Origin of the sequence: Hymenobacter koreensis, assembly GCF_039541855.1 — a bacterium.
Lineage (GTDB): Bacteria > Bacteroidota > Bacteroidia > Cytophagales > Hymenobacteraceae > Solirubrum > Solirubrum koreensis.
On sequence record NZ_BAABHA010000015.1, the window covers coordinates 238,441 to 264,789 of the forward strand.

The window sequence follows — 26,349 nt, forward strand, 5'->3', positions numbered from 1 at the left end:
GCAGGGATGAAAACAACAAGTGACCGAATGACCCACCTGCCTACCCCCCCGACCCAGCAGCCCGGCAACCTCCGCGCCTTTTCGCAGGCGGAGCTGCGCCCCTGCATCGGCCACCGGGGTGGCGCTGCGCCGCAGCCTAGCTGGGCAAGCTCGGTGCGAACCGGCATTCCGCAAGCCGCAGCGCTTGTGCTGCTGCTGTTTCTGGCGGCATGCAGCGGCACCAAGTTCATTCCCGAAAACGACAAGCTGTACACCGGCAGCAGCGTAAAGCTTACCTCGCCGTACCCCATTCCGCGCGAGGCCGAAATTCAGACCGAGCTGGAAACCGTTATTACGCCTAAGCCCAATGCCTCCATTTTAGGCGCGCGGCCCAAGCTGTATTTCTGGCACATGGGCCAGGGCAAAACCAAAGGTCTGGGCAAGTGGCTGGCCGAGAAATACGGCGAAGCGCCGGTGCTGGTCAGCCAGGTAGACACCCAAAAGGTGAAGGGCCTGATGATAAACCGGCTCTACAACAACGGCTACTTTGCCCGGCCGCTGGTGCAAACCAAGCCCAACGTGAAAGGCCGCACCGCCACCATCGATTACAGTGCCACGGTGCAGCGGCCCTACATGATCAAGGAAATCCATTTTCCCGACCGCGACACCCTGCTCGACAACGACATTCGGAAAACGCAGGCCGGTACGCTGCTCAAAGTGGGCGAGCCGTACAACCTGAACACGCTCATTGCCGAGCGTAACCGCATCGACGACCAGCTCAAGCAGCACGGCTACTATTACTTCAACCCCGATTACATTCTGTACGAAGTAGACAGCACCGAGCACAACCAGGTGGACGTGTACCTGTGCGTTAAGGGCTCCATACCCGACCGCGCCGCGCAGCCCTACGTGCTGAACCGCGTAACGCTGAACACCCGCTACGGCCTCACAGACACCACCGAGTCCATCCGGCCGATTATGTACAAGAAGTACCGCTACGTGCCCGACGAGAAGATCTTCAAAGCCAAGGCCATTACCAACGCGGTGTTCCTGTACCCCGACAGCCTCTACCGCCGCCGCCGCCAAGACCAAACCCTGAGCCGCCTCATGAGCCTGGGCACGTTCAAGTTCGTGGACATCCAGCTGCGGGAGGCGCGCCAGAAACCCGATTCGCTCGGGTACGGCTTTTTGAACGCCTCCGTGCGCATGACCCAGCTCAAGAAAAAGTCGGTGCGGGCGGAGGTGCAGCTGGTGTCCAAAACCAACGGCTTCACCGGCCCGGGCTTCACGGTGCAGTTTCGCAACCGCTCGGCCCTGCGCGGCGCCGAGCAGCTGCTCCTCAACCTGGTGGGCTCGTTTGAAACCCGGCAGGGCGGAAAAAGCGCCGCCGAAGGCGCCAGCGGGCCGGTGCTGGGCCTTACTTCCTACGAGCTGGGCGCCAACGCGCAACTGCTGGTGCCGCGCCTCATTACGCCGCCGCTGCCGTTCCTGGATGTAAACCTGCCGAACTCCGATTTCCAGCCCCGCACCAGCTTTGGCGCGGGTTACCGCTACGTGGCGCGGCGCGCGTTTTTTCAGGTCGATTTCCTGAACCTGAACTACGGCTACAGCTGGAAAACCAAGATTACCAACGAGCAGGAGCTGCGCCCCATCGACGTGCAGTACATCCGGCTGGCCAACACCTCCAAGGCCTTCGACACGCTGCTGCTGGAGCGGCCGTTTCTGGCCAACAGCTTCCGCCAGCAGTTTATTCCCGCCAGCTCCTACCGCTACACCTACAACACGCAGGTGTACGAGCAGCGGCGCAACCAGCTTTACTTCAGCGGCATGGTGGAGCCGGCCGGTAACCTGGCTTCGCTGGTTAACCGCCTCAGCGGGGCCGGCCGCAACGACAGCGGCCGGTTCGAGCTGTTCGGGCAGGAATACTCCCAGTACGGCAAGCTGGATTTGGAGCTGCGCAACTACTACCGCGTTACGCCCAACCCCGCCAGCGGCAACAAAATAGCCAGCCGCCTGCTCGTGGGCCTGGGCCTGCCCTACGGCAACTCCGACGTGATGCCCTACCTGAAGCAGTACGGCGTGGGCGGCCCCAACAGCGTGCGGGCCTTTGCTCCCCGCCAAATTGGCCCCGGCCGCTACCAACCCGCCGAGGTAGACCGCAACATCAGTTTCTACGACCAAGTGGGCGACATTCGGCTGGAAGGCAACCTGGAGTACCGCCAGGATTTGTTTCCCTTCGTAAAGGGCGCCCTGTTTGTAGACGCCGGCAACGTGTGGCTCGTCAACGACGACCCCGACCGCCCCGGCGGGCAGTTCAAGCCCGGCTCGTTTTTGCAGGAGCTGGCCGTGGGCGCCGGCGCCGGCATCCGCATCGACATCCAATTCCTCGTCATTCGCCTCGACGGGGCCGTGCCGCTGCGTGTGCCCGCCGGCGGCACCGGCGGCAACGCCATGCGCCTGAACGTGGCCATCGGGTATCCGTTCTAGCGGGCCATACCGCACGCAGCCCGCTGCTATTGCTCCGCCGCTTCTTTGCTGAGCCAGCCGCGCAATCCAGGGCGCCGGGTGCTTTTCAGAAACTGCTTGAGCCCCTCGATGATGCGCTCGGCAATTTGCTGCTGAAACGCGGGGTTTACCAGCCGCTTTTCGTCGTCGGGGTTCGATACGAAAGCCGTTTCCACCAGGGCGTTCGGAAACTCCGTGGGGCCGTTGAGGCCGAAGTTGAACGCGCCCACGTTGCCCCAGCCGTTCAGCCCCGTTTTCAGCATCTCGTTGTACAGAGCCGTGGAAAGCGGCCGAAACGCCACGTAGCGGTAAAACGTGGCCGTGCCCTTGGCCTCCGCCGAGCCGGCCGAATTCACGTGCAGGCTCACCAGCAAGTGCGGCAGGGCTTGGCGCAGGCGCAGAATGCGCACGTCGTTGCCCAGGCTCACGTCGGCGTCGCGGGTCATGAGCACGGTGGCGCCTTCGGCCTCCAGGGCGGTGCGCAGCTTCTGAGCCATGAGCAGGGTCAGGTCTTTTTCCTTGACGCCGCTGGCTCCCACGGCGCCGTGGTTGTCGCCGCCGTGGCCAGCGTCCACGGCCACCGTAAGGCCGCGCAGCGCCAGCTTGGCCGGCGGCCGCCGCACCTTAATAACGAGCGTGTTGCCCTGGTACCCGATGACGTAGCCCCAGTTTTGCGCGTGCTGCAGGTTGATAACCAGGCGGAACACGTCGGTTTGCGGCTGCTCGTAGCTCACGTTGGTGATTTCGCGCAGCCCCGCCCGCTGGGTTATCCAGTTGGTGTTGGAGGTAGCGCCAAACACGTCCACCACCAGGCGCGTGGGCTCCAGCAACAGCTGCGAGCGGTAGGGCAGCCGTTCTTGCAGCGGCACCCGCACGTAGTCGAACTGCGCATCGCCGCTTACGCTCCAGGAACCGGTAAGCGACTGCGGCACCCAGCCGCCCGCCGGCAGCAGGCGCACCGTTTCCAGTGGTGCCCAGGCGGTTTGGTTTTCGGCCAGGCGCACGCGGTATTGCTCGCCCACGCGCCCCGTTACGTGCAGCAAGACCAACGAATCCAGGTAGCCCATTTTGGCGCCGCCCAGGCGGTCTTCGCCCAAGCCGTAATTCAGGTAAGCCAGCGGCCCCCGGGTACGGGCCAGCAGCGGCTGGTTGGGGTTCAGGAACCGCACGGTTTGGGCGGTCAGCAGCGAGTCGCGGCGGCCGTCGGGGGCTGAAGCCAGGATTTTCAGGGCACGGCCGCCCGCCGCCGAGCCCAGCGTGTCGGTGGGTTGCACCACGTAGCTGATTTGGTACACGCCGCGCTGCCCTTGCGCCTGCGCGGGCAGCAGCTCCACCAAGAGCTTGCCGCCCAGCACGGTAACCTGAGCACCGGGTTGCGCTTTCACGCGCACCTGCAGCCGGTCGCCGGGTTGCAGCCACTGGTCCTGCGCGGGCAGAATTTCAACCTTTTCAAGCAAGCGTTGCGCCGCGGCAAAGGGCCCGGCGGCTCCCCACAGAGCGCCGCCTAAGAGTACCGTTAATAGCTGCCGAAAGCGGGCAGCCCCTACCTTACTACATACCATGCCGCAAAGAAACGACCGGCAACCCAACCCGCCACCGGGGGCTACGCTACAAGTGCAACACCCGCCGCAACTGCAGCCCACCCGTAAAGTGCGCCATGCGCGAAACCACCTCCACGGCGGGCTCCGGTTGCCCGTTGCGTTGCCAGGAAATGGTGAGCCGGTCGGCGCCAGCGCGGCCCACTGGACGAAGGGCGTAGCCCGTGTGCAGCCCAAGCAAGGTACGGCGGCTGATGCGCACCTCCGCCTCCGCTTCGGCGCAGGCCAGCAACCGCCAGCGGGCCGGGGTTTCGTAGGCGAACTGCAACGGGGAGTACTCGGAGGCGTTAGTGCCGTAGTACGTGCGGGAGTAACTGGCGGTGGTGCGTCCGGTGTAACGCAGTGCCTGCACCCCGGCCTTGGCGGCGGCGTACACGCGGTGCGGGCGCAGGGCCCAGCGGCGGCCGGCTTGCAGCAGGGCCGCGCGGTGCCCGGGCCGGTTGCGCTGGTTGTTGTTGAGCACGTCGGCCCGGCCCCAGCGCCCGGATGCGCCCACCACGGCCGGGGCCGGTATTGATACGTCGTAAGTATAAACCAAGGGCACAAAACCGGTTTGCACGCCTGCCTCCACCAGCCAGCGGTTCGGCCACTGGTAGCCCAAACGCGCCAACGTGCCTGGCTGTACCAAGCTCACAAGGGTGCGTGTTTGGTTGAACCCTGTGCGCCGCGCGCGGGCGAGGTGCGCGAACAAGTGCATGCCCACGCTGGTGTACAGGCCGCGCCCAGGTAGGGGTTGCCAGGGCGTTCGGGTGCGCGGCAGCGGGGTGAGGCCGGCCGCGCGCTTGCCAGGTTGCCAGCGGTAACTCAGCCCTACTTCCACAAAACTGCCGTGGGTATTGGTGGCGGCTTGCAGGGCGGTGCGGGTGGCCGGCGCGGTAGTTTCGTCAATAAGCTCCAACTCGTGGCGGGTGCGGTAGAGGGGCAGCAGCCCGTAATAAGTTCCCACCTCCAGGCCAATGACGTCGCGCCAGCGCATTTCGCGTTCCAGCCCCAAGCGGCCGCTCAGGCCCGGCACCACGGCGTTGACGCGCCGCAACTCGCTGCGCACGTACCGGAGCCGCACCGGAAAATTGGTGTAAAAAGAGGCGCTGTCCGCCGGCCCCGCATCCAAGCTGTTCTGGTTGCGGGGCCCACCCACTACCACGCCGGTGCCCACAGCCGCCAGCAGGCGCGTGCGGGCTGCCTGGCCCAGCGGCAAACGGTAACCGGCCTCCAGGTGTAGCCGCGGGGCTTTGGCCCTGCCGAAGCCGTAGCCCGAGCTGCTGCTGTACCGCGGCCCGCCCACGCGGGCCTCCAAACCTGCTGGCAAGGCCAAGGTGCTGAAAGTGGCCCGCCCAAAGGTGCGCTGGCCAAGTTGGCGCTGCACCACCACGGCCGGCGCAAAACCCGACTGAAGGCGGCTGGCGTACCGCACGTTGGGCGCAGGCGTAGTGCCGTAAACCGATGCGCGGGCTAGGCTCAGCCCAGCTCGGAGGCCAATTTGCCAGCGGTTTACAGCGGGGGATTCGGGAATAGATTGGGCCGCGCAAGCAGAGGCGCCTAGCAAAGCTGCCGCGAACAGCAGCGTGCGGGGATTGAACATCCGGAAAGGAGGATAAACTAATGCAGAAATAATGGCCGAAGCGCCGCGCTACGGCCCTGAAAATGGTGGCTTTAAAGATACAAGCCGCGCCGGAGCGTTAACGCTCCGGCGCGGCTTTTTGGGATGCCTGTAGCAGTAAACTTTTTTATAAATGGGGGCTACCGAGCCACGGGTTCGTCGCGCACGGCGTCGCGCAAATCATTCAGGTCGCGGCCGGTTTCGAGGGCCGTAAACTCGGCTTGCAGGGCTTTGATGCGCAATTCGTTGCGGGCCGGCAGGTCGAGGCGCACGGCGCGGTACCGGTCGTTTAGGCGGCGGAATACGGCCGTGGCGTAATCCCAGTCGCGTTGGGTCCACGTGCGGCGCTTGTCGCGGGTGTTGCGCAACAGCTGGGTGTAAGCCGGTTCAATGGTTTGAGCGGTTAGCTGCTCTACCTCCGCCGACGTACCCAGGAGTTCCTGGTTGAAGGCCTTGGTAGCAGCGTCGTCGAGGGGCTGGCGGCTGCGCTGGCGCGAAACCGAATCGAAGCGGGCGGCGCGGTTGCCGGCGCGCTTGAGCACGGCGGCGGCTTTATCGGCGGCGGTATCTATTTCGCGGGCTCCTTCACGAACGGCTTCCTGCCGCTCGCGCGGGGTGGAGTCGCAGGAGGGAAGCAACAGGGCCACGGCGGCCAGCAAGGCCGCCGAAACGGCAGCGTGTACAAACGGGGCAACAACGGCGTGTTTCATGCCCCAATGTACGGGTGCAGGCCGCAGTAGGATACTACCGCCCCGCTGCCGCGTTCTGCACCCGAAAAACAAACGGCAGCTGATACTCCACGGGCACGGCGCGGCCGTTCTTGCGGCCCGGCAACCACTGGGCCGGAATAAGCTTGGCAACGCGCAATGCTTCTCGGTCGCAGCTGGCGCTTACGCCCAGCAGCACCTTGTGGTCGTAAGCGGCACCGAGGGTGTCGATGATGAAGTTTACCACCACCCGGCCCTGCACCTGCTGCGCGCGGGCATCTTCGGGGTAGTTCAGCTGGCGGGTGAATTCCGACAGGGCGGCGTCACCGCCCAGGAACAAGGGAGGCTGATCGAGGTAGTCGCTTTTCCATTCCGAGCCTACCTGCATTCGGTAAGGCCGCTCATCGGCCTGCCGAAAGAACAGCAGTTTTTGAGCTGTGTGGTCGTAACGCTGCACCAGCACTTTACGGCCGCTGCCGGTAAAGGAGTAGTAGCTCCACAGGCCTACTTTTTTACCTTTTTCCACGCGGCCGCTGTCCACGTCGGTGGTGCGCACCCGCCCTTGCGCGCACAAAAGAGAAACCGGACAAATAGTGAGCAGGCACAGGAGTAAGAGTGTTTTCATAAATAGCACAATAGACATTCGTAGTTGGCTACAAACGCCGGGGAAAGAATTGCGGGGCGCGGAAAAGCAATGTTTCGGGGGTTGAGTCTAAGAATCAGCCCGTACCGACACGGAAAGTATAAAAAACTCCGCAAACGATTGCGGAGCTCCTCCAGAAAAAATAAAAACCGAAGCCTAAATCGGCGACTCGTCTAGCCGGTCCTGCACGTCGCGCAGCTGTTCCTGCAGGCCCGGCAAGTGGGGGCACAGGCGTGCCAAACGGCGCAGGGTGCGCAGCCCGCCGCGGTGGTCGCCCAACATGCGCTGAATGGTAGCTTTGCCCGAGAGGGCCCCAAAGTGGCGCGGCTCGCGCTTCAGGGTTTGGGCAATGTCGTTGAGCGAGGCCCGGTACTCGCCGCGCAGGTAGTAAGCCGTGGCGCGCTTGTTCCAGCCCTCGGCGTAATCGGGGCGGTGCTCGATGAGGTAAGTGAAGTCGAGGATGGCGCGTTGGTATTCGCCGGCGGCCATATCGCGCATGCCCGATTCCAGTCGCTTGCTCAGGGCCGTATCGTCGATTTCAAGCCAGAGCTGCCAGATGCCTTGCTGCAGGGCCTCTACTTCCAGAGTAGCCGTAGCGGTGCGCAGGCGCTGAAAAAGCTCATCGAGGTGCTGCTGGCGTTCGGGCATGGGGCAATGATCAATGAGTGGGCAACAATGATCAATTGGACGGGAGGGGCAGAATCGGTACTAGTACGCAGGCGAAGACGGGGTGTTTACGTGCCGTTGCCAGTAAGCGCGGAAGATACGTAGTTGTAAAGAGCAATGCCGAGCCATAGGGGCCCGGCATTGCCTTGCTTGGGTATTGAGGGCGCTGTTAGGTAGTCGTTCAAAGTAAACGGGTTGTTCGTTGCTCGTTTTCAGTTAAGTGGTTACATCAACTCTGACAACTGGCAACTGACAACGAGCAACTTAGAATAAGGAAGCCGCCACGCGGCGTACGGCTTCGGCCTTGCCCATGGAATAGTAGTGCAGGCTGGGTACACCGGCTGCCATTAGCTCCCGGCTTTGCTGAATGCACCAGTCGATGCCTACCTCGCGGGCGGCGGCATCGTCGCGGCACTGGGCCACGGCTTCCACCAGTTCTTCGGGCAGGTTCAGGAAGAAGGTACGCGGCAGCATGGTCAGCTGCTTCTTGGTGGTCAGCGGCTTCAGGCCCGGAATAATGGGGGCCGTAATGCCCGCGGCCCGGCAGCGCTCCACAAAGCCGAAAAACTGCTGGTTATCGAAAAACATCTGGGTTACGATGTATTCGGCCCCGGCATCAATCTTCTGCTTGAGGTAGCGCAGGTCGGCGGCGTGGTTGGGCGCCTCGAAATGCTTTTCGGGGTAGGCCGCCGTGCCAATGCAGAAGTTGGTGGCGGCCGAGTCCTGCTGCTCCTCGTCGAGGTAGCGGCCGCTGTTCATGGCCGCTATCTGCCCGATGAGCTGGCTGGCGTAGCCGTGGCCCGCGGGGTGCGGCACAAACCCGGGCTCCGACTTAATCGGGTCGCCGCGCAGGGCCAGCACATTATCAATGCCTAGGAAATGCAGGTCGATGAGGGCGTTTTCGGTTTCCTCTTTCGAGAAGCCGCCGCAAATCAGGTGGGGTACCGTGTCCACATCGAAGCGGCCTTTAATGGCGGCGCAAATGCCCACCGTGCCAGGACGTTTGCGCACCGTAACCTTGTCCAGGCCGCCGTTTGGCCGCTGCCGGTACACGTACTCTTCGCGGTGGTAGGTAACGTCGATAAACGGCGGCTTAAATTCCATCAGCGGCTCGATGTTCGAGAACAGCGTCTGGATGTTTTCGCCCTTCTTGGGCGGCAGCACTTCAAAGGAAAACAGCGTTTTGCCGTTGGCGCGGGCCAGGTGCTCGGTAACTTTCATAGGAGGCGCTTCGGCTACAGTGCGGTTACGGGCACGGCCGTGGGGTTGTAATTTAGGTTCGGGCTCAGCCAGCGTTCCAGCTCGGCCACAGGCATGTTCTTGCGCCGGGCAATGTCGTCTACCTGGTCTTTGCCGATTTTGCCCAGGCCGAAGTAGCGCGAATCGGGGTGCGCGTAATACATGCCGCTCACCGAAGATGCCGGGTACATAGCCAGGTTCTCGGTGAGGCGAATATCGGTTTGGGCTTCGGCGTCGAGGAGCTGGAACAGGGTGATTTTCTCGGTATGGTCGGGGCAGCCGGGGTAGCCGGGGGCCGGGCGCACGCCGCGGTATTTCTCCTGAATGAGGTCCTCGTTCGACAGGTTTTCGCCCGAGGCGTAGCCCCAGAACTCCTCGCGCACGCGCTGGTGCAGGCGCTCGGCAAAAGCCTCGGCGAGGCGGTCGGCCAGGGCTTTTACCATGATGCTGGAGTAATCGTCGTGGTCTTTTTCGAACTGCTCCAGCAGCTTTTCGATGCCAATACCAGCCGTTACAGCAAAACCGCCGATGTAGTCCTCGCGGCCGGTTTCGCGCGGCGCCACGAAATCGGAGAAGGCAATATTCGGAATGCCCGTGCCCTTCTCGCCCTGCTGGCGCAGGGTGAAAAACTCGGTGGCCACCTGCTGGCGCGAGTCGTCGGCGTACACCTGAATCGTGTCGTAATCGACGGTGTTGGCCGGCCAGAAGCCCAGCACGGCGCGGGCCGTGAGCAGCTTCTCGTCGATAATGCGCCGGAGCATGGCCTGCGCATCGGCGAAGAGCTTAGTGGCGGCTTCGCCCAGGTTTTCGTCGTCCAGAATGCGCGGGTAGCGGCCTTTCAGTTCCCAGGTGTGGAAGAATGGCGTCCAGTCGATGTAAGTAGCCAGCTCGGCCAGGTCGTAGTCTTCCAGCACTTTGGTGCCGAGGAAACTGGGCTTGGTAATGGGCGTGGCGTCCCAATCGGCGCGGAAACCGTTGGCACGGGCGGCCTCAATGGGCAAATAGTTTTTCTCGCGCTGACGGCTGGCATAGTCGTGGCGCAGGGTTTCGTACTCGTCGCGCACGGCGCGGGCGTAGGTTTCACTGGCCGAACCCAGCAAGCCGGCGGCCACGCCTACCGAGCGGGAGGCGTCGTTTACGTGTACCAGCGGGCCGGAGTAGGCCGGGGCCACTTTCACCGCCGCGTGCAGGCGCGAAGTGGTGGCCCCGCCGATGAGCAGCGGCGTTTTTAGGCCGCGCTTTTCCATTTCGGCCGCCACGTACACCATTTCGTCGAGCGAAGGCGTAATCAGGCCGCTCAGGCCGATGATGTCCACGTTGTGCGCCACGGCTTCGTCGAGAATTTTCTCCAGCGGCACCATCACGCCCAGGTCCACGATGTCGAAGTTGTTGCAGGCCAGTACTACTCCCACGATGTTCTTGCCTATGTCGTGCACGTCGCCTTTCACGGTGGCCAGCAGGATTTTACCGGCGGTCTGGCGTTCCTGCCCGCGCTTGTCGGCCAGCAGGAAGGGCTCCAGATACGCCACGGCCTTCTTCATCACGCGGGCCGATTTCACCACCTGCGGCAGGAACATTTTACCGGCGCCAAACAGGTCGCCCACCACGTTCATGCCGGCCATCAGCGGACCCTCAATCACGTCGAGCGGCCGCGGCAGCTGCTGGCGCACTTCCTCGGTGTCCTGGTCGATGAAGTCGGCAATGCCTTTTACCAGCGCGTGCTGCAGGCGCTCTTGTGCGGGCAGACTGCGCCAGGCATCGGCCACCACTTCGGTTTTGCCTTTCTGCTTCACGGTTTCGGCGAAGTCCACTAGGCGCTCGGTGGCGTCGGGGCGGCGGTTCAGCAGCACGTCTTCCACCAGCTCCAACAGGTCCTTGGGCACTTCGTCGTACACGGCCAGCTGGCTGGGGTTCACAATGCCCATGTCCAGACCGGCGCGAATGGCGTGGTAGAGGAAGGCCGAGTGCATGGCCTCACGCACCACGTCGTTGCCGCGGAACGAGAAGCTGATGTTGCTCACGCCGCCGCTGGTGAGGGCGCCGGGCAGGTTGGCCTTGATCCAGCGCACGGCCTCAATGAAGTCGAGCGCGTAGTTGCGGTGCTCGTCCATGCCGGTGGCCACCGTCAGGATGTTGGGGTCGAAAATGATGTCCTCGGCCGGGAAACCGACTTCGTTCACCAGAATGTCGTAGCTGCGCTTACAGATTTCGATGCGCTTCTCGAACGTATCGGCTTGGCCGTTTTCGTCGAAAGCCATGACCACCATGGCCGCGCCGTACTGGCGCACGGTGCGGGCGCGCTGCCGGAACACTTCCTCACCTTCTTTCAGCGAAATGGAGTTGACGATGCTCTTGCCCTGCACGCACTTCAGGCCGGCTTCCAGTACGCTCCACTTCGAAGAGTCGATCATGACGGGCACCCGCGAAATGTCGGGCTCCGAGGCAATCAGGTTCAGGAACGTGGTCATGGCCTGCTCCGAGTCGAGCATGCCTTCGTCCATGTTTACGTCAATCACCTGCGCGCCACCCTCCACCTGGTCGCGGGCCACAGCCAGGGCCTCCTCGTAGGCGCCGGTGCGAATCAGGCGGGCAAAGGCGCGCGAGCCGGTGACGTTGCACCGCTCACCCACATTCACGAACAGGCTTTCGGGGGTAATGCTGAAGGGTTCCAAACCGCTCAGACGGGTGGCTTGCAGTACCTCGCGTAAGGGGCGGGGCTGATACCGGCCGGCCAGCTTGGCCAACTCGCCGATGTGCTGAGGCGTGGTGCCGCAACAGCCGCCCACCACGGTTACAATGCCATCTTTGAGGTAGTCCTCCACCACGGCCGCGAATTCCTGCGCCGACTCGTCGTAGCCGCCAAAAGCGTTGGGCAGGCCGGCATTTGGGTAAGCGGAAATGTGCACGTCGGCAATGCGGCTCAGCTCCTTCACGTACACCTTGAGCTGGTCGGCGCCGAGGGCGCAGTTCAGTCCCACGCTCAGCAGCGGCAAGTGGCGAATGGAGTTCCAAAAGGCTTCCACCGTTTGGCCCGACAGCGTGCGGCCCGAGGCATCAGTAATGGTGCCCGAAATCATGATGGGCACCACACGGCCGCCTTCGTCGAAGAACTTCTGCACGGCGTACAGGGCCGCTTTAGCGTTCAGCGTGTCGAAAATGGTTTCGATGAGTAGGGCATCGGACCCGCCGTCCACGAGGCCGCGCACCTGCTCGTGATAGGCCGCGGCCAGCTCATCAAATGTCACGGCGCGGAAACCGGGGCGGTTTACGTCGGGCGAGAGGGAGGCGGTGCGGTTGGTGGGCCCGATGGCGCCGGCCACGAAGCGCGGCTTGGCGGGGTTTTGGGCGGTAAACTCGTCGGCTACTTCTTTGGCAATGCGCGCCGACTCGTAGTTAAGCTCGTAGGCAATGTGCTCCAGGCCGTAATCGGCCTGGGCAATGGTGGTGCCGCTGAAAGTGTTGGTTTCCACCATGTCGGCCCCGGCGGCGAAATACTGCGCGTGAATGTCCCGGATGATGTCGGGCCGGGTAATGCTCAGCAGGTCGTTGTTGCCGCGCAGGGGCTTGGGATGGTCAGCAAAGCGCGCCCCCCGGAAATCCTCTTCGCTCAGCGTATGCCGCTGAATCATGGTGCCCATGGCGCCGTCGAGCACGAGTACGCGCTGCTGGAGGATGTCGTGGAGGGGGGAGTCGGTACAGTGCGTCTTCATGGTTTTCCTTCGGAATAACAGCTTCAACAAGCCCATCCAGAAAGAGAAAACCGCGCAAACGGGTTCCTTTGCTCATCTTCTTCCACCTTGGGGGTGAAATGGGAGTTAGCACCTCCGCCACAATGGCTGGTTGCTAAGACGTCGCAGGGCCCAGTCCCTCGGTCTTTCTGGATAAGCAGTAGCGAAGTTACATACGGATGGGTTAGCAACCAAGGTTCACGCTTGGGGAATGCGTATGCAGGGTGCAGGCAAAACAACCAATAAAGCGGGTCTGATACTTCCTGGTTCGTTCTGTCCATCCGGCGTCCGCACAGCCGAAACATTGCGTTCTTCGGGTTTACTGTACACATAGCTTGGAGTAACGCGGGCCGCCGGTAGGTGCCGTAAGCGAAAAAATCCCGCGGGAATGCTCGGCAGTACGGATATTGTGGCGCTTATTCCTTTGCCCACACGCTTGGCCATGTCTGCATTCCGTGCTTCGTACCGCTGGCTGGTGGTATGGCTGCTTTTTTACGGCGTGGCGCTGCCTTACGCGCTGCCCACCTTCCTCGACTGGCTTAACCAGCCCTCCGACCAATGGCTGACCTACGGCGTGCTGGGCTTGCTAGCCGTGGCTACGGGCGTAGCCTTGTCGTTGTACCAGGCCGGACGTGCCCTCATTCGCCGGTTCCAGCCGCCTTCTTCTACTCCCCCTAAACTCGATTCGCATGAGCGCCCTACCCCTCGCCACTAACCGCCGTTGGCTGAAGCCGATAATTTTCGCTGGCTTGTTGCTGCTGGTGCTCATTGGCAGCTGCAGCCTGATTAAAGTAGAGCGTATTGATGCCGGCAACGTGGGCATTAAAGTGAACCTGACCGGCACCGGCCGGGGCGTGGACGATATTACCTATACCACGGGCTGGGTGTTCTACTCACCCATCAGCACGGCCGTGTACGAGTTTCCGGTGTACACCCAGCACAAGGAGTACGAGGAGTTTGAGGTGCAGAGCAAGGACGGCTCCAGCTTTGGCGTGGCGCCCAGCCTCAACTATTTCATCCAGCAAGACAAAGTGGACGACATCTTCCGCCAGTACCGACGCCCGCTGCCCGACCTGGAAAACGGCTTCCTGAAAACGGCCGTGTACGAGGCCTATCGCGTGGCCACCAACCGCTACACCGCCGACAGCCTCATCAGCAACCGCGGCTCCTACGAATCCCAGGTGAAGGCGAATCTGATAAAACAGCTGCAGGCCATGGGCTTCACGGTGCAGCAAATCACCACCAAGCTGGAGCCGCCCGCCAGCCTGAAAGCCGCCATCGACGCTAAAAACACGGCTGTGCAAACCGGCTTGCAAACCGAAAACCGCATCCGCCAGGCCGAGGCCCAGGCCCGCATTAACATTGCCGAAGCCGAAGGCCGGGCCAAAGCCATCCGCATTGCCGCCGACGCGCAAGCCTACGCCAACGAAAAGCAGCAACAGTCGCTCACGCCGCTGCTGGTGCAAATGCGCTGGATTGAGGCCTGGGAGAAAGGCGGCAGTAGCGTGCCCACGTACACGGGTGGCAGCAGCAGTCAGTTTCTGATGCAAATGCCGGCGCCGGGCGCAAAGTAAGGGCCTCACCCCCGGCCCCTCTCCGAAAGAGAGGGGAGCCACGGCGGCTGTAGCGCCACGGCGCGGCTCAGCTTGACTGATACGGATGCCAATAAACCAAGCGGGGCCGCCGAACTTTAGTTCGGCGGCCCCGCTGTCGTTGAACGGAATCGTTGCGGCCCTCAGGCTCCCCTCTCTTTTGGAGAGGGGCCGGGGGTGAGGCCTTAATCCACAGCCAGCACCAAACCCTTGAGGTATTCGCCCTCGGGGTGGAACAGGCTCACGGGGTGGTCGGCGGGTTGGGTGAGGCGGTGCAGAATGCGCGCCGGGCGACCGGCCTCGATGGCCGCAGCCATGATGGCGCCTTCGAACAGCTCCATGCTCACCACCTGCGAGCAGCTGAAGGTGAACAGCAGTCCGCCGGGGGCAATTTGCTTGATACCGGCCACGTTCAGGCGCTTGTAGCCCATGAGGGCGTTGTGGCGGGCCGAGAGGTGCTTGGCAAACGCCGGCGGGTCGAGCACGATGAGGTCGTACTGGTTGTGGCGGTCTTTCAGGAAGGTGAACACATCCTGGGCGTAGGATTCGTGCTTGTCCTGCAGGCCGGTTAGCTCGGCGTTGCGGTCGGTTAGCTCCACGGCTTTCTTGCTGGAATCAACGGAGTGTACCAGCTCGGCGCCGGCTTGCAGGGCGTACACCGAGAAGCCGCCGGTGTAGCAGAACGTGTTGAGCACGCGGCGGCCGGGGGCGTAGCGAGCCAGCAAGGCGCGGTTGTCGCGCTGGTCGATGAAAAAGCCAGTTTTCTGGCCCGTTTCCCAATCCACAGCGAAGCGGTGGCCGTTTTCCTGCACCAAGTGCTCGTGGCCGGTACTTTCACCAAATAGGTAATCATTCTTGGCGCCGGGCGCGGCTTTCTGCGGCACGGTTTCGGAGCTCTTGTCGTAAATGGCGCGCAGGCCGGGCACGGCGGCTTGCAGGGCGGCCGCAATGTGCGGGCGGGCCAGGTACATACCGGCGCTGTGGGCCTGCACTACTGCCACGTCGCCGTACACGTCAATGATCAGACCGGGTACGCCGTCGCCTTCGGCGTGTACCAAACGGTACACGTTGGTATTGCCTTGGCCCGTCAGGCCGAGGCTGTGGCGGAGTTTGTAGGCGTTGCTGAGTTTCTCGATCCAGAAAGCTTCGTCGGCTACGGCGGCCACGTCGCCGAAGGCCAGCATGCGGACCGCAATGGAGCCGGGCGCGTAGTGGCCCATTCCCAGCGGCTCGCCGTTATGCGCGTGTACTGCCACCACCTGCCCCTCGGTTACCTCGCCCTGCATGCGGGCAATGGCGCCCGAAAACACCCAAGGGTGCAGGCGGCGCAAGGATTGGTCTTTACCGGGTTTGAGCGTAACAATGGCAGCGGACATAGCAAACAAAAGCAGATGGGAACCACAAAGGTACACACCCCGGCGCGGGCTTGCATCGGCGGAGTTGCGTACACTAGCAGCATGGACAATCCCATCGACGCCCTGATTCAGTTAATCAAAGGCAAGCACAAGGCTGACATTCTCATATTCCTGAACCCACAGCCCCGCCGTTTCAGCGACGTGCGCCGCCACCTCGGCGAAACGGTGAGCGAGCGAATTCTGACAAGCAGCTGCGCGAGCTGGAAGCGGCCGGCCTGGTACAGCGGCGCGTGTTTCCGGAGGTGCCGCCCCGGGTAGAATACAGCCTCACCCCGCACGGCTACACGCTTTGCCCGGTGCTGAAGCAGATGTGGCACTGGGGACGCGGCCACTTGCGGCAAGAAATACAAACAGCCGTGAGTTCAAATTAACCGCCTGCCCGCCGTTCGTGCTTAAAACTTCCCTCGGTGTAAGTAGCCGGCTGTGGCTGTACGCTCTTGGATAGGGCCGGCTCACCTACGTCCTTCGCGGCCAGAACTTCCTCTTTCCTCAATGAGCAACTCGCCTGCTTCCCCCGTTGAAATTCTAAGTTTCCAACCCGAGCACCAAGCGGCGTTCCGCGACCTGAACCACGAGTGGATAACCCGCTTCTTCACCCTGGAGGAGCTGGACCGCCGAATGCTCGACGATCCACAGGGCTACATTCTGGATGCTGGAGGCTACATTTTTATGGCTCGCCACGCGGGGCAGCTAGTGGGCACTTGCGCCCTGATTAAAGAGCACGACGGCGTATACGAGCTGGCCAAGATGGCCGTAACACCCAGCGCCCAGGGCTTGGGCATCGGTTGGGAACTGGGCCGGGCGGTTATAGCGCACGCCCGGCAAATTGGCGCCCGGGAAATCGAGTTGCTTTCGAACCGTCGCCTCGCCCCGGCCCTTGGGCTCTACCGCAAGCTAGGTTTCGTGGAGGCACCGCTTAACCCATCGGAATACCAGCGGGCCGACATTCGGATGGTGCTGGCGCTTCGCTAGGCACGCGTTTGGGTTGCGCCTATGTGGGTTGGCCGAACACACGGCGGTACACTGGGCCGCGCCAGGCAAACTGCGCCCACATAAACGGGTACAGCAGCCGGTCGAGTAGCGGTGAAGCGGTGCGGTACTCAATGGCATCCACAATCACGGTGCCGCCGTTGGGCGCGGCCTCCATCAGGTGCCGATGCCGCCAGAAGCGCAGCGGCGCCGGCACTTCCTGGCCTTGGTCCACGAAGTAGCGCCCACCGTTCGCCAGTTCGCCGTGCTCGGTAATGAGGGAAGTCCAGCGGGCCAGGCGCAACGGGCCCAGGTGCAGCTCAATTTCCACCACGTCGCCGCGCTGGCAGCCATCGAAACGCAGCAGCCGAAGCTGGGGCGCGGGCGGCGCCAGGTCAATGAACAACTGGCGGGTGAAGCCGGCCCATACGGCGGCGGGCGGCTGGGCAACGGGCGTGCGAAGGAGGAGGTGCATAGCTCTACACTAACCGCGCAAACAAGATTGCGGTTGTGGTTCGGCAGCAGAAAGGTGTATGTTCGGGTAGTTCGGTTTTACTTCGGCCAAACGCCCTATGCTTGAAGCTGATTACTTGCCCGGCCGCACCCTCATTCACAACGGCCGCGAATACCTGTATTGCAGCGGCACTGGCTATTTGGGCACGGCGCGCAACCCAGCCTTTGCCGCGCTGCTAGCCGAAGGCCTGAGCCGCTACGGCACCAACTACGGCAACTCACGCAACGGCCCGCTGCGGCTGCGCATTTACGAAGAAGCCGAAAGCTACCTCGCCCATCATACAGGCGCCGAAGCGGCCCTCACAGTTTCGTCGGGCTACTTGGCGGGGCAAATGGCGGTGAAGGCGCTGGCTGGGGCCGGTCGTTTCGAATACGCGCCTGGCACGCACCCGGCGGCGTGGCTCACAGAGCACGCGCCAATGGCTGTTTCAAAGCTTTCGTTCGATGAATGGGCGGCTGACCTGATGCAGCGCCTGCAACAGGAACCGCCGGAACCAGTAGTCATCGTCTCGAACTCTCTCGACGCATTGCGGGTGCAGCGCTATGACTTCTCGTGGACCCAGCACTTGCCCGCCGACCGGCCCATTACCCTGCTCATCGACGACTCCCACGGCTTCGGCGTCATCGGTCCAGATGGCGCGGGCATCTGGCCGGAACTGCGCGTGCCTGCGTCGGTGCGAGTAGTCGTGGTTAGCTCTATGGGCAAAGCATGCGGCATTCCAAGCGGCGTGGTGCTGGCCGATACCGCATTCATTGAAGATTTACGCCGCAGCCCGTTTTTCGGCGCCAGCTCGCCGGTGGTGCCCGCTTACCTGTATGCTTTCCTGCAGGCGGCGGGGCTTTACCAGCAAGCTCGGGCTCAACTGCAGGCTAACGTGCAACAGTTTACCACGGCCACTTCGGGCTTGAGTCTATTCCAATCGGCTCCTGGTTTCCCAGTATTCTATACGCTTGATAACGGCTTCGCGGAGTACATGCAGGAAAAAGGTATTCTGCTCTCCAGCTTCTGCTACCCCACGCCGGCCGACCCGTGCATTACGCGCGTGGTGCTGAGTGCCTTGCATACCGCCGAAGATGTGAAGCGAATAGCGGAAGTCAGCCGGGCATATGCAACAGAAAAGCCCGCACGGTAGCGCGGGCTTTTTAGCACAGGGCGTGCGAATATTACCCCAGTAGCTCCTCAATATCCTCCTTCGTCAGGCTCTTGATGATGGCCTCGTCGGTAGAAATCAAGTCTGACACCAGTTGAATCTTGCGGTTCTGCAGGGCCAGGATTTTTTCCTCTACTGTGCCCTTGGTGATGAACTTGTAGGTGAACACCGTTTTCTCCTGCCCGATGCGATGGGCACGGTCTACGGCTTGGGCCTCCACGGCCGGATTCCACCACGGGTCGAGAATGAACACGTAGTCGGCGGCGGTCAGGTTCAGACCCACGCCGCCGGCTTTCAGGCTGATGAGGAACACGCGCAGCTCCTCGGTTTCCTGGAAGCGCGCTACTTCCTTGTGCCGCTCGCGGGTGTTGCCGTCGAGGTAGGCGTACTCAATCTGTTTTTCGTCGAGAGAGTGGCGCACCAGATCCAGATGCTTCACGAACTGGCTGAACACAAGAACCTTGTGGCCTTCCGAAACCACGCTGCGAATCATGCGCACCACTTCGCGCAGCTTGCCCGATTCCGCCTCGTAGGTTTCGTCGGCCATGCGGGGGTGGTTGGCAATCTGGCGCAGCTTGGTAAGGCCCTGCAGCAGCATGAACTGGGTGCTGGCGGTGCCGTGCTCCTCTATACTCTGCAGAATCTTGTTGCGGTAGTAGCTCTTGGTTTCCTCGTAGCACTGCTGTTGCTCATCGGTCATGCGGCAGTAACTCAGGTGCTCAATCTTCTCGGGCAGCTCAGTAGCTACCTGGGCCTTGTGGCGGCGCAGAATAAAGGGCTTGATCAGCGCGTGCAGGCGCCGCATCTTCACTTCGTCCTTGTCCTTCTCAATGGGCTTCAGGAACTCCTTGCGGAAAAACGTCTGGGAGCCCAGCAGGCCGGGGTTGATGAACGACATCTGCGACCAGAGGTCCATGGTGCTGTTCTCCACCGGCGTACCCGTCAAAATAAGCCGGTGCCGCGACACTAAGCCGCGCACAGCCTGTGAGGTAGTGGAGCCCGGGTTCTTGATGGCCTGCGACTCGTCCAGAATCACGTAGTCGAACTTGTAGGACTTGAGCAGCTCCGCATCGAGGCGCACAATGCCGTACGAGGTCAGGATAACGTCGTAATCGGCGAATTGCTCCACGTTTTTGTCGCGGTAGGTGCCGGTGTAAGTCAGAATGCGCAGGCCGGGCGTGAACTTCTGGGCTTCTCCCAGCCAGTTGTACACCAGCGAGGTAGGCATAACCAGCAACGATGCCGCACCGGCTGCCGCGCCGCTTTCCTTGCGGTCCATGAGCATGGCCAGCGTCTGCACGGTTTTGCCCAGGCCCATGTCATCGGCCAGGCAGCCGCCGAAATGGTAGTCCTGCACGAAATGCAGCCAGTTGTAGCCCGCTTTCTGGTAAGGACGCAACTCGCCGTTAAAGCCAGCCGGCAGGGGCTGGTCTTCCACCGTCTCGAAGCCGCGCAGGCGCTCCAGCTTGCGGCTCATGGTTACGGTAGCGAGGTTGCCGTTCTGCAAATCCGACACCAGCGCCACGTGGTGCTTGCGCAGCGTGAGTGAGTTGTGGTGGTCTTCGCTGAAGGCAAACAGCTCCAGGTACTGCGTAAACCACTCCTCCGGAATGATGGCAATTTGCCCGTTGGGCAGCTTGAACTCGTGGCGTTTCTGCAGAATGTAGGGCCGCAGCTTGGCAAACGGTATTTCGTACTCGCCGAAGCGCACGGTGCCGTGCACGTCGAACCAGTCGTTGGTTTCGGTGATGCCCACCGTTACCGTTACCTGCCCAATAAAGTAATCCTTGCCCGAGGTACTGCCTTGCTGCACCGTGAAGCCCATTTGGGCCAGCTCTTCGGCGTGCGAGTGCAGCCACTTAAACGCGGTGGCTTTTTCCAATACGGCCCGGCCGTTGCGCACTTCCAGGGCACGGTCCTGCAGGGCCCGGATGAACTCCTGCTCGTCCTCCAGGTTGCGAATGAGCCGGTGGAAAACGTAAGAATCTGTGGTTTTCTCCAACTGCACACTCACGCGCTTGTCGTGGTTGCGCACCATGTGCGTGCCGTAGCGGAAGGCCAGATCGAAATGAATGTGGTCGGAGCTGGCCTCGGTCGTGGCAGTGCGGCGGGACGAGGTAGCAGCTTCCGTTTCGTAGGTAACGGTGCTGCTGGGAATGTCGGAGAAAATGAGGTGCGGGCGGGCCTGGTAGCGTTCCGAGCGAATATCGAACCCGCGGGCGTGCACGTCGAACGACTCCACCAAGGGCGCCACAAAACGCTGGTAGTAGCTGTCCTCTACCTGCCGCGGAATCACGATGAACTTCTTGTTCAGGAAGGGCTGCAGCTTCTTGCCGTCCACGTCGTTGCGGAAGTTGTGCAGCACGTCGTTGAGCAGCATCCAGGCGGGCTGGCAGCACACCATTACGGCGCCACAGCCGGTGAAGTCTAGCTTCTGGCCGCGGTACTGAATGGTAGGAAAGTAGTGGGTGTTGTCGGGGTTCCGGCGGAAGTGAAAGAGCACCGAGGCTGGCTCGGGTGCTACCTTGATTTCGTGCCAGGTCGGTTCGCCGTCCTTGCCCATAATGAACACCAGCTTGCCTTGCAGCCCGTCGAGCAGCTGGCCCATGCGGCCCTGTACGTAAGCCGCTATGCGTTCTTGTAGGCCTTTATCGCCCTTTTCAGGGTCGTATATCTTTAGAAAGAAATCGGCGGTGGCAATCTTTTTCGGCCAGAACTCCTTGATAACCGCGTCCTGTTGGATCTGATCGGTCAGGGCAATCAACTCAAAATCCCGGGCGTCGAGCCCGTCGGCAAATTCAGCCGCGTTCTTCGCCGAAACGTTTTGGTGCTGCAGCGTGAGTTGGCCCTTCGCATTGAGCTGCACGACGTAGGACTCAAACAGATATCCTAAGTACTCGTGCTCGAACAGCGAGTAGACGATTTGAAACGGCTGCGTGGTAGAGACCTTCATAACGGCAGCAAAAGCGGCATTGAAAGTAAGAACAAATGCTAAGATGTGCAGGATTTCATAAATAATAAAATTTTATATACAAATAATCATAATTATTGTATGTAATGTTTATACCAGTAGCTGAACGCGAATAAACGTCAAGTACTAACTGACAACCAGCTGCTAAGGTTACAGGATTCGGTCGGAAAGAATTGCAATTCTCCCTCCATAGTGCAATGAGGAAGTTTAGAAGCTTCGGCCCGGTTACAAATTCTCCCGCAAGTCGATTTGCGGAGCGTTCAGAGCCGGCCGTAGCGATACAATAATGGTTATGGCCACAATGGCAATGCCCACCCAGAGCACGTCGGCAAGCTGCATTTTCACCGGGTAGGCCTTCACCACACTGGTTGCCATGCCCATTTCCACGAGGCCGAATTGCTGCTGCAGCCAGCAGATACTTACCCCAAGTACCAATCCGATTACAGCGCCCACCTGGGCCACAATGGCGCCTTCCATGAGGAAAATGCGCCGGATAACGTTGGGCGTGGCGCCCATAGCCATAAGCACGGCCACGTCCTTGCGCTTGTCGATGACCAGCATCGAGAGCGAGAAGAAGATGTTAAGCGAGGCAATAAGCAGAATGAAGGCGAAGGTGATGAAGACGAACATCTTCTCCACTTTAATGGCCTTGAGCAAGCTCACGTGCTGCTCGTCGGAGTCGAGGACGGTGAATTGCGGACCCAGTACCTGCTTGAGCTCAGCTTTTACTTCCTCAATGGGGCGGCTTTCGCCCACTTTAACCTCCAAAGCAGTTCGCCGTGCGCCGTAGTTAAGCAGGCGTTGGGCAAACTCAATGGGCACGAAGATGTAGCTGTCGTCGAGGTGCTGCTCAATATAGAACACGCCACCGGCCAGAATGGGCTCTTGGTTAAATGCGTTTTCGGGGTTGATACTCAGGGTCCGTTTGCCCGCTACGTTGCGCGGGTACATGAGCTGCAGGGGCGAAAAGCGGTTTTCCAGCGCAATGCTGAGCTCGTGCTGCACGCCGGCGCCGATGAGGGCGTAGTCCTGCCCGTTGCGGCGCAGGCGGTGGTCCCCATCCACAATGGCCGAGTCGATGTCGCTCTGGGCATAGAAGTTTTCCGATACGCCCTTCAGCTTCACCACCATCTGCCGCTCGTGGTAGCGCAGCAGGGCGTTGTCTTCGATGACTTCGGTAACAATGGCCACGCCGGGCACGGCTTTGGTGCGTTCCAGCAGAAAGGTATTTACCTCGAACGATTTGCCCTTGGAAGCCGCAATTTTCAGGTCGGGGTCCGACTTGCCGTACAGCGACCGAACCAGATCCTCGAGCCCGTTAAAAACCGATAGCACAATGATCAGCGACATCGTACCCACGGCCACCCCAATCATGGAGATGTTGGAGATGATGCTGATGATGTTGCGCTTCTTCTTGGAGCGGAAGTAACGCTGGGCTATCAGAAAGGGAACGTTCACTCAGGTGTTGAGGTAGGAGGTGGAGCAGGCAACGGTTCGGACATTTCACTCGACGGCTGCCCGGGCACTTTTACGGATTCAAACAAGAACGGAGACAAGTTCGGTGGTATTCCTTAACAAAGAAGGTGTACCCGGTTCGGCTCCTAAACTTACGAACTCCTAAACTCCTGAGCAGACATTACTTCCAGGCCTTCACAATCAGGCCGGTGCCGGAATCGTGTTTGCCGCGGGCGTCGAGCCAGTTCAGCACGAGGCAGAACGGGAAGGTAACGAGGTAGTAAAACGGCAGCAGCACGAAGAAGGCCTTGGAAACGCCCAGCATCTGGATGGGGTATTTCATGGACAGGCGCCAGGAAATTTGGCCCGGCAGTCCGTAGCTGTACATGGCCTCGATACGCTCGAAACCGGCCGTACGCAGCTTCTGCTGAATTTCGTTGATGTTGTACCCGTCGCGCACGTGCTCTTCAATGAAGGATTCTTCGCCGGCATCGTGCACATCGGAACCGCCTTGGTCGGAGGGCGTGCTGATGATGAGCATGCCGCCGTCGCGCAGGGAGGCGTGGATATTGGTCATTACCTCCACGTCTTCCAGAATGTGCTCCATCACGTCGATGGCCAGGGCCAAATCAAACGAGTTGGGCTGCTGGTACAGCACCAGGTCCTGCACGGCAAACTGTACGTGCGGGCGCCCAATCTGGCGGAAGAACTGGTTGGAATCGGCTACCTGCTCCTCCTTCACGTCCACGGCCAATATCTGCCACTTCTCGCTCTGGCCCGACAGCCAGTAGGTATACTGGCCGTAGCCAGCTCCGGCATCGAGAATGTTCAGGGGCTGGTTCTGGCGACCTTTGGCCCACTCCCGCAGCTCGCGGTGGACGTGCCAAGTGCGCAGCAACAGCAAATCGAGCAGGTTGTAAAACAGCTGCCGCAACCAAGGCGTACGGTTAAACACGTTGCCCAGGGTGCGTTTAATGGGGTCGTAATGCAATGACTGAATGATTGAGTGAGCGAATGATTGACGTGCTGCTGACCTGAATAATTGGGGTGCCGCCCGGGCATTCCTTCATTCAGTCATTCCATCATTCATTCATCGTTGAACAGGCGCGGGCGGGCTGGCTTATCGTCCTCTTCGGGCGGCGCGGGCGGAATGTTCAGGTCGTTAATGACCTTGTCCATGCGCGTGGCGTAGGCCGCTGAGTCGTCGAGGAAAAAGCTTAGGTCGGGCACCACGCGCATTTGATTACGCACGCGCTTGGCCAGGGCAAAACGAATTTCCTTGGTGTTGTCGGCCACCACGTCTACCTGCGCCTGCGGGTTGTCGGCCAGCAGTACGCTGAGGTACACGCGGGCCACGCCCAGGTCGGGGCTCACGCGCAAGGCCGTAATGCTGGGCGGCAGGGTGCCGGCGAACAAGTGCGGCAAATCGCGCCGGAACACCTCGGCCAGCTCTTTAGTAAGCAGGCTGGCGAATTTCTGCTGTCGTTTGCTATCCATAGAATGCGCAAAGGTAAGGGTTTGCGTTTCGGGTTAGTGGGTTTAGGTCGGAAGTTATCGGTACGCAGCCACGGCGGGCGCGGGGAAGCCGGCTGGCGCATGTGCCGGGCGCACCTGCTACTTTTGATGAACCGTAGCCGGGGCCGTTCGGCTGCTGGTTTCTTTCACCTTTCGATTTCTCCTGTTGCTGCGTTTTTTTCGAAGTACGCTTCCGGCGCGCCTGATTGGGCTGGTGCTGCTGGCGCTGGCCGTGCGCCTGCCGCTGCTCTGGCTCGAAGGCGTGCCGCTTACCCTGGCCGAGCTGCGCGGCTGGCTGGTGGGCGAGCGGCTGCACGCCGGCGCCCTGCTCTACCGCGACGTGTACGACCACACCGCACCCTTGGCTGCCGCTGCTTACGGCCTGCTCGATGCCCTGGTCGGCCGCTCGGTGTGGGTGTACCGACTGCTGGCCTTGGCCTTGGTGGTGGGGCAGGGAATTCGGCTGAGTGTGGTTTTCAACCGCTATAATGTGCACCCCGAGCGCGGCTACTTAGCGGCGCTAACCTATATACTGCTGGCCAGCGCCACCACCGAGCTGGATGCCTTGTCGCCGCTGCTGTTGGGGCAAACGTTCGTGGTATTTGCCCTGAGCGCCTTGTTGCCCACCTCCAGGGAAGGTTACGATAACTCCCGCTTGTTCCGGGCGGGGTTTCTGTTAGGCGTAGCAGCGCTGTGTTACCTGCCGCTGGCCTTGTTGCTGCTGGTGGGTTTGTTTGCCGTTATCAGCTTCGCTGCCAACTCTTTCCGTAGCTTTTTGCTGCTGCTTTGCGGGTTCGGATTCCCGTACGCGGTAATGGCCACGGTCTTTCTGTACTTCGATGCCTTGCCGGCTTTCCGCAGCATGCACCTGGAGCCCATGCTGGCCGGGGCCGCCGCCGCCGATGCCCTGCCACGGGCTCTGCAACTCAAGCTGCTGGTGTTGCCCGGTATCCTGTTGGTATTATCCCTGGTTCGTACGCTCACCACCTCGTTGGGCCTGGTGTTTCAGATTAAATTTCAGCAGTTGATGCTGGTGTGGCTGGTAACAGCGGTGTTGATTGGGGCCTTGCTGGGCGGCTCAGTGCCCGGAATGATGGTGCTCATGCTGCCCCCCCTAGCGTATTTCTCGCTGTTTCTGTGGCTGCAAACGAAACGTGGCTGGGTGGCCGAAGTGCTGCTGTTTGTGCTGATAGGCGCCGTGGTAATAGTGCGCCACCGGGCCATGCTGGGCCTGGATCAACTGTTGCCATTTCCGACGGAAGCGCGCTACGCCCCGCGCCCCGATGCCCGCTACGCGGCCGTTAGTGGGCAGTCGGTGCTGGTGCTGGGGCCGAGCCGGGGCGTGTACGTGCAAAACGCCGCCGGTACGCCCTACGTCGATTGGCCGTTGGCGCAGCGTGACTTTGGCCGTCTGAACGAATACGGCGCCGTTTTCCGCCTCGCCACCAACCTGCCCGACCTGCCGCCCTACCTCATCGACGAGGCCAATTTGCTGCCCGAGCTGCGCTATAAGTTGCCGCGCTTGTTTGGGCGCTACCAGCCCACGGGTACGCCGCGGGTATACCGGTTGCGGTAGGTCCATAAAAACGGCGGGGCGCTCTGGTTTAATCCAGAGCGCCCCGCCGTTTTCAGTCAAACCCAATTAGCAGTCGATTTTGCCGACGCGGTTTTGGTGGCGGCCGCCTTCGAAAGCGGTGTTCAGGAACAGCTCGGTAATTTGGCGGGCCTGCTCTTCGCTCACGAAGCGAGCCGGCAAACACAGCACGTTGGCGTTGTTGTGCTGGCGGGCCAGCTCGGCCAGCTCGGGTAGCCAGGCAATAGCGGCGCGCACGCCCGCGTGCTTGTTGGCCGTGATGCACACCCCGTTGGCCGAGCCACATACCAAAATGCCCTGGGGCAATTCGCCGCTGGCTACGGCCGCCGCCAGCGGATGCGCAAAGTCGGGGTAGTCGGCCGAGTCGGTGGAATGAGTGCCGAAGTCACGCACCTCATAGCCCAGCTCTGCCAGCCACGGCTTAAGCATTTCCTTATAGGCAAATCCGGCGTGGTCGGAACCGATGGCAAGTTGTTTCATTTCTCCGATGTGCGAATGTGGTTGAATGT

General features: G+C 61.3%; 22 protein-coding genes and 1 riboswitch. Of the genes, 8 read left to right on the top strand and 14 right to left on the bottom strand.

What is annotated here, in order from left to right; genetic code table 11:
- The first annotated feature begins 27 nt into the window (after positions 1-27).
- Positions 28-2,466 (top strand): translocation and assembly module lipoprotein TamL, encoded by a 2,439-nt coding sequence (tamL, locus tag ABD903_RS19775; RefSeq protein ID WP_345227039.1) that lies wholly within the window; start codon positions 28-30, stop codon positions 2,464-2,466.
- A 26-nt stretch (positions 2,467-2,492) separates the two neighbouring features.
- Here the strand turns inward: tamL and ABD903_RS19780 are convergent, their stop codons facing one another.
- The 7 genes from ABD903_RS19780 to metH all read right to left on the bottom strand — a co-directional run bounded on the left by ABD903_RS19780 (position 2,493) and on the right by metH (position 12,647).
- Positions 2,493-3,941 (bottom strand): N-acetylmuramoyl-L-alanine amidase, encoded by a 1,449-nt coding sequence (locus tag ABD903_RS19780; protein WP_345227040.1) that lies wholly within the window; start codon positions 3,939-3,941, stop codon positions 2,493-2,495.
- Between the two features lie 151 nt (positions 3,942-4,092).
- Positions 4,093-5,664: a hypothetical protein gene (locus tag ABD903_RS19785; protein ID WP_345227041.1), complete on the bottom strand. Its 1,572-nt coding sequence runs from the start codon at positions 5,662-5,664 to the stop codon at positions 4,093-4,095.
- 158 nt (positions 5,665-5,822) lie between these two features.
- Positions 5,823-6,392, bottom strand: coding sequence for a hypothetical protein (locus ABD903_RS19790; protein ID WP_345227042.1), 570 nt, complete (start codon positions 6,390-6,392; stop codon positions 5,823-5,825).
- A gap of 34 nt (positions 6,393-6,426) precedes the next feature.
- On the bottom strand, positions 6,427-7,014 hold the full coding sequence (locus tag ABD903_RS19795; RefSeq protein ID WP_345227043.1) for an energy transducer TonB: 588 nt from the start codon (positions 7,012-7,014) through the stop codon (positions 6,427-6,429).
- 174 nt (positions 7,015-7,188) lie between these two features.
- Complete coding sequence (locus tag ABD903_RS19800) at positions 7,189-7,680, bottom strand: tetratricopeptide repeat protein (RefSeq protein WP_345227044.1); 492 nt, start codon at positions 7,678-7,680, stop codon at positions 7,189-7,191.
- Between the two features lie 282 nt (positions 7,681-7,962).
- The gene (metF, locus tag ABD903_RS19805) at positions 7,963-8,919 is read right to left on the bottom strand and encodes a methylenetetrahydrofolate reductase [NAD(P)H] (protein ID WP_345227045.1); all 957 of its coding nucleotides are present in this window, start codon (positions 8,917-8,919) and stop codon (positions 7,963-7,965) included.
- 14 nt (positions 8,920-8,933) lie between these two features.
- The gene (gene metH, locus ABD903_RS19810) at positions 8,934-12,647 is read right to left on the bottom strand and encodes a methionine synthase (protein WP_345227046.1); all 3,714 of its coding nucleotides are present in this window, start codon (positions 12,645-12,647) and stop codon (positions 8,934-8,936) included.
- 69 nt (positions 12,648-12,716) lie between these two features.
- Positions 12,717-12,825: riboswitch (SAM riboswitch) on the bottom strand.
- A 282-nt stretch (positions 12,826-13,107) separates the two neighbouring features.
- Here metH and ABD903_RS19815 point away from each other — a divergent pair.
- Positions 13,108-13,380, top strand: coding sequence for a hypothetical protein (locus ABD903_RS19815; protein WP_345227048.1), 273 nt, complete (start codon positions 13,108-13,110; stop codon positions 13,378-13,380).
- Positions 13,355-14,239, top strand: coding sequence for a prohibitin family protein (locus tag ABD903_RS19820; RefSeq protein WP_345227049.1), 885 nt, complete (start codon positions 13,355-13,357; stop codon positions 14,237-14,239). Before ABD903_RS19815 ends, ABD903_RS19820 begins: the two co-directional genes overlap by 26 nt.
- Positions 14,240-14,442: 203 nt before the next feature.
- On the opposite strand, the gene ABD903_RS19825 is transcribed toward ABD903_RS19820, so the two are convergent.
- Entirely contained in the window at positions 14,443-15,633 is a 1,191-nt protein-coding gene (locus tag ABD903_RS19825; protein ID WP_345227050.1) for a class I SAM-dependent rRNA methyltransferase, read from the bottom strand.
- Positions 15,634-15,714: 81 nt separating this feature from the next.
- Here ABD903_RS19825 and ABD903_RS19830 point away from each other — a divergent pair, with 81 nt between their 5' ends.
- From ABD903_RS19830 to ABD903_RS19835, 3 genes are all read left to right on the top strand, one after another.
- On the top strand, positions 15,715-15,930 hold the full coding sequence (locus ABD903_RS19830; RefSeq protein WP_345227052.1) for a hypothetical protein: 216 nt from the start codon (positions 15,715-15,717) through the stop codon (positions 15,928-15,930).
- On the top strand, positions 15,915-16,043 hold the full coding sequence (locus tag ABD903_RS23290) for a winged helix-turn-helix transcriptional regulator (RefSeq protein WP_425555532.1): 129 nt from the start codon (positions 15,915-15,917) through the stop codon (positions 16,041-16,043). The genes ABD903_RS19830 and ABD903_RS23290 overlap by 16 nt, the downstream gene beginning before the upstream one ends.
- A gap of 121 nt (positions 16,044-16,164) precedes the next feature.
- Positions 16,165-16,644, top strand: coding sequence for a GNAT family N-acetyltransferase (locus ABD903_RS19835; protein ID WP_345227054.1), 480 nt, complete (start codon positions 16,165-16,167; stop codon positions 16,642-16,644).
- A gap of 19 nt (positions 16,645-16,663) precedes the next feature.
- Here the strand turns inward: ABD903_RS19835 and ABD903_RS19840 are convergent, their stop codons facing one another.
- A complete protein-coding gene (locus ABD903_RS19840; protein ID WP_345227056.1) occupies positions 16,664-17,116 on the bottom strand; it encodes an SRPBCC family protein in 453 nt (150 codons plus the stop codon).
- Between the two features lie 97 nt (positions 17,117-17,213).
- Here ABD903_RS19840 and ABD903_RS19845 point away from each other — a divergent pair, with 97 nt between their 5' ends.
- Positions 17,214-18,287 (top strand): aminotransferase class I/II-fold pyridoxal phosphate-dependent enzyme, encoded by a 1,074-nt coding sequence (locus ABD903_RS19845; protein WP_345227058.1) that lies wholly within the window; start codon positions 17,214-17,216, stop codon positions 18,285-18,287.
- A gap of 31 nt (positions 18,288-18,318) precedes the next feature.
- On the opposite strand, the gene ABD903_RS19850 is transcribed toward ABD903_RS19845, so the two are convergent.
- From ABD903_RS19850 to ABD903_RS19865, 4 genes are all read right to left on the bottom strand, one after another.
- Positions 18,319-21,258: a DEAD/DEAH box helicase gene (locus tag ABD903_RS19850; RefSeq protein ID WP_345227061.1), complete on the bottom strand. Its 2,940-nt coding sequence runs from the start codon at positions 21,256-21,258 to the stop codon at positions 18,319-18,321.
- 243 nt (positions 21,259-21,501) lie between these two features.
- Entirely contained in the window at positions 21,502-22,734 is a 1,233-nt protein-coding gene (locus tag ABD903_RS19855) for an ABC transporter permease (protein ID WP_345227062.1), read from the bottom strand.
- Positions 22,735-22,912: 178 nt separating this feature from the next.
- Complete coding sequence (locus ABD903_RS19860) at positions 22,913-23,722, bottom strand: class I SAM-dependent methyltransferase (protein ID WP_345227065.1); 810 nt, start codon at positions 23,720-23,722, stop codon at positions 22,913-22,915.
- 95 nt (positions 23,723-23,817) lie between these two features.
- A complete protein-coding gene (locus tag ABD903_RS19865) occupies positions 23,818-24,228 on the bottom strand; it encodes a ribosome-binding factor A (RefSeq protein ID WP_345227067.1) in 411 nt (136 codons plus the stop codon).
- Between the two features lie 184 nt (positions 24,229-24,412).
- Here ABD903_RS19865 and ABD903_RS19870 point away from each other — a divergent pair, with 184 nt between their 5' ends.
- Complete coding sequence (locus ABD903_RS19870) at positions 24,413-25,822, top strand: hypothetical protein (RefSeq protein ID WP_345227069.1); 1,410 nt, start codon at positions 24,413-24,415, stop codon at positions 25,820-25,822.
- Between the two features lie 66 nt (positions 25,823-25,888).
- On the opposite strand, the gene rpiB is transcribed toward ABD903_RS19870, so the two are convergent.
- Positions 25,889-26,320, bottom strand: coding sequence for a ribose 5-phosphate isomerase B (gene rpiB, locus ABD903_RS19875; protein ID WP_345227071.1), 432 nt, complete (start codon positions 26,318-26,320; stop codon positions 25,889-25,891).
- Positions 26,321-26,349: the final 29 nt, after the last annotated feature.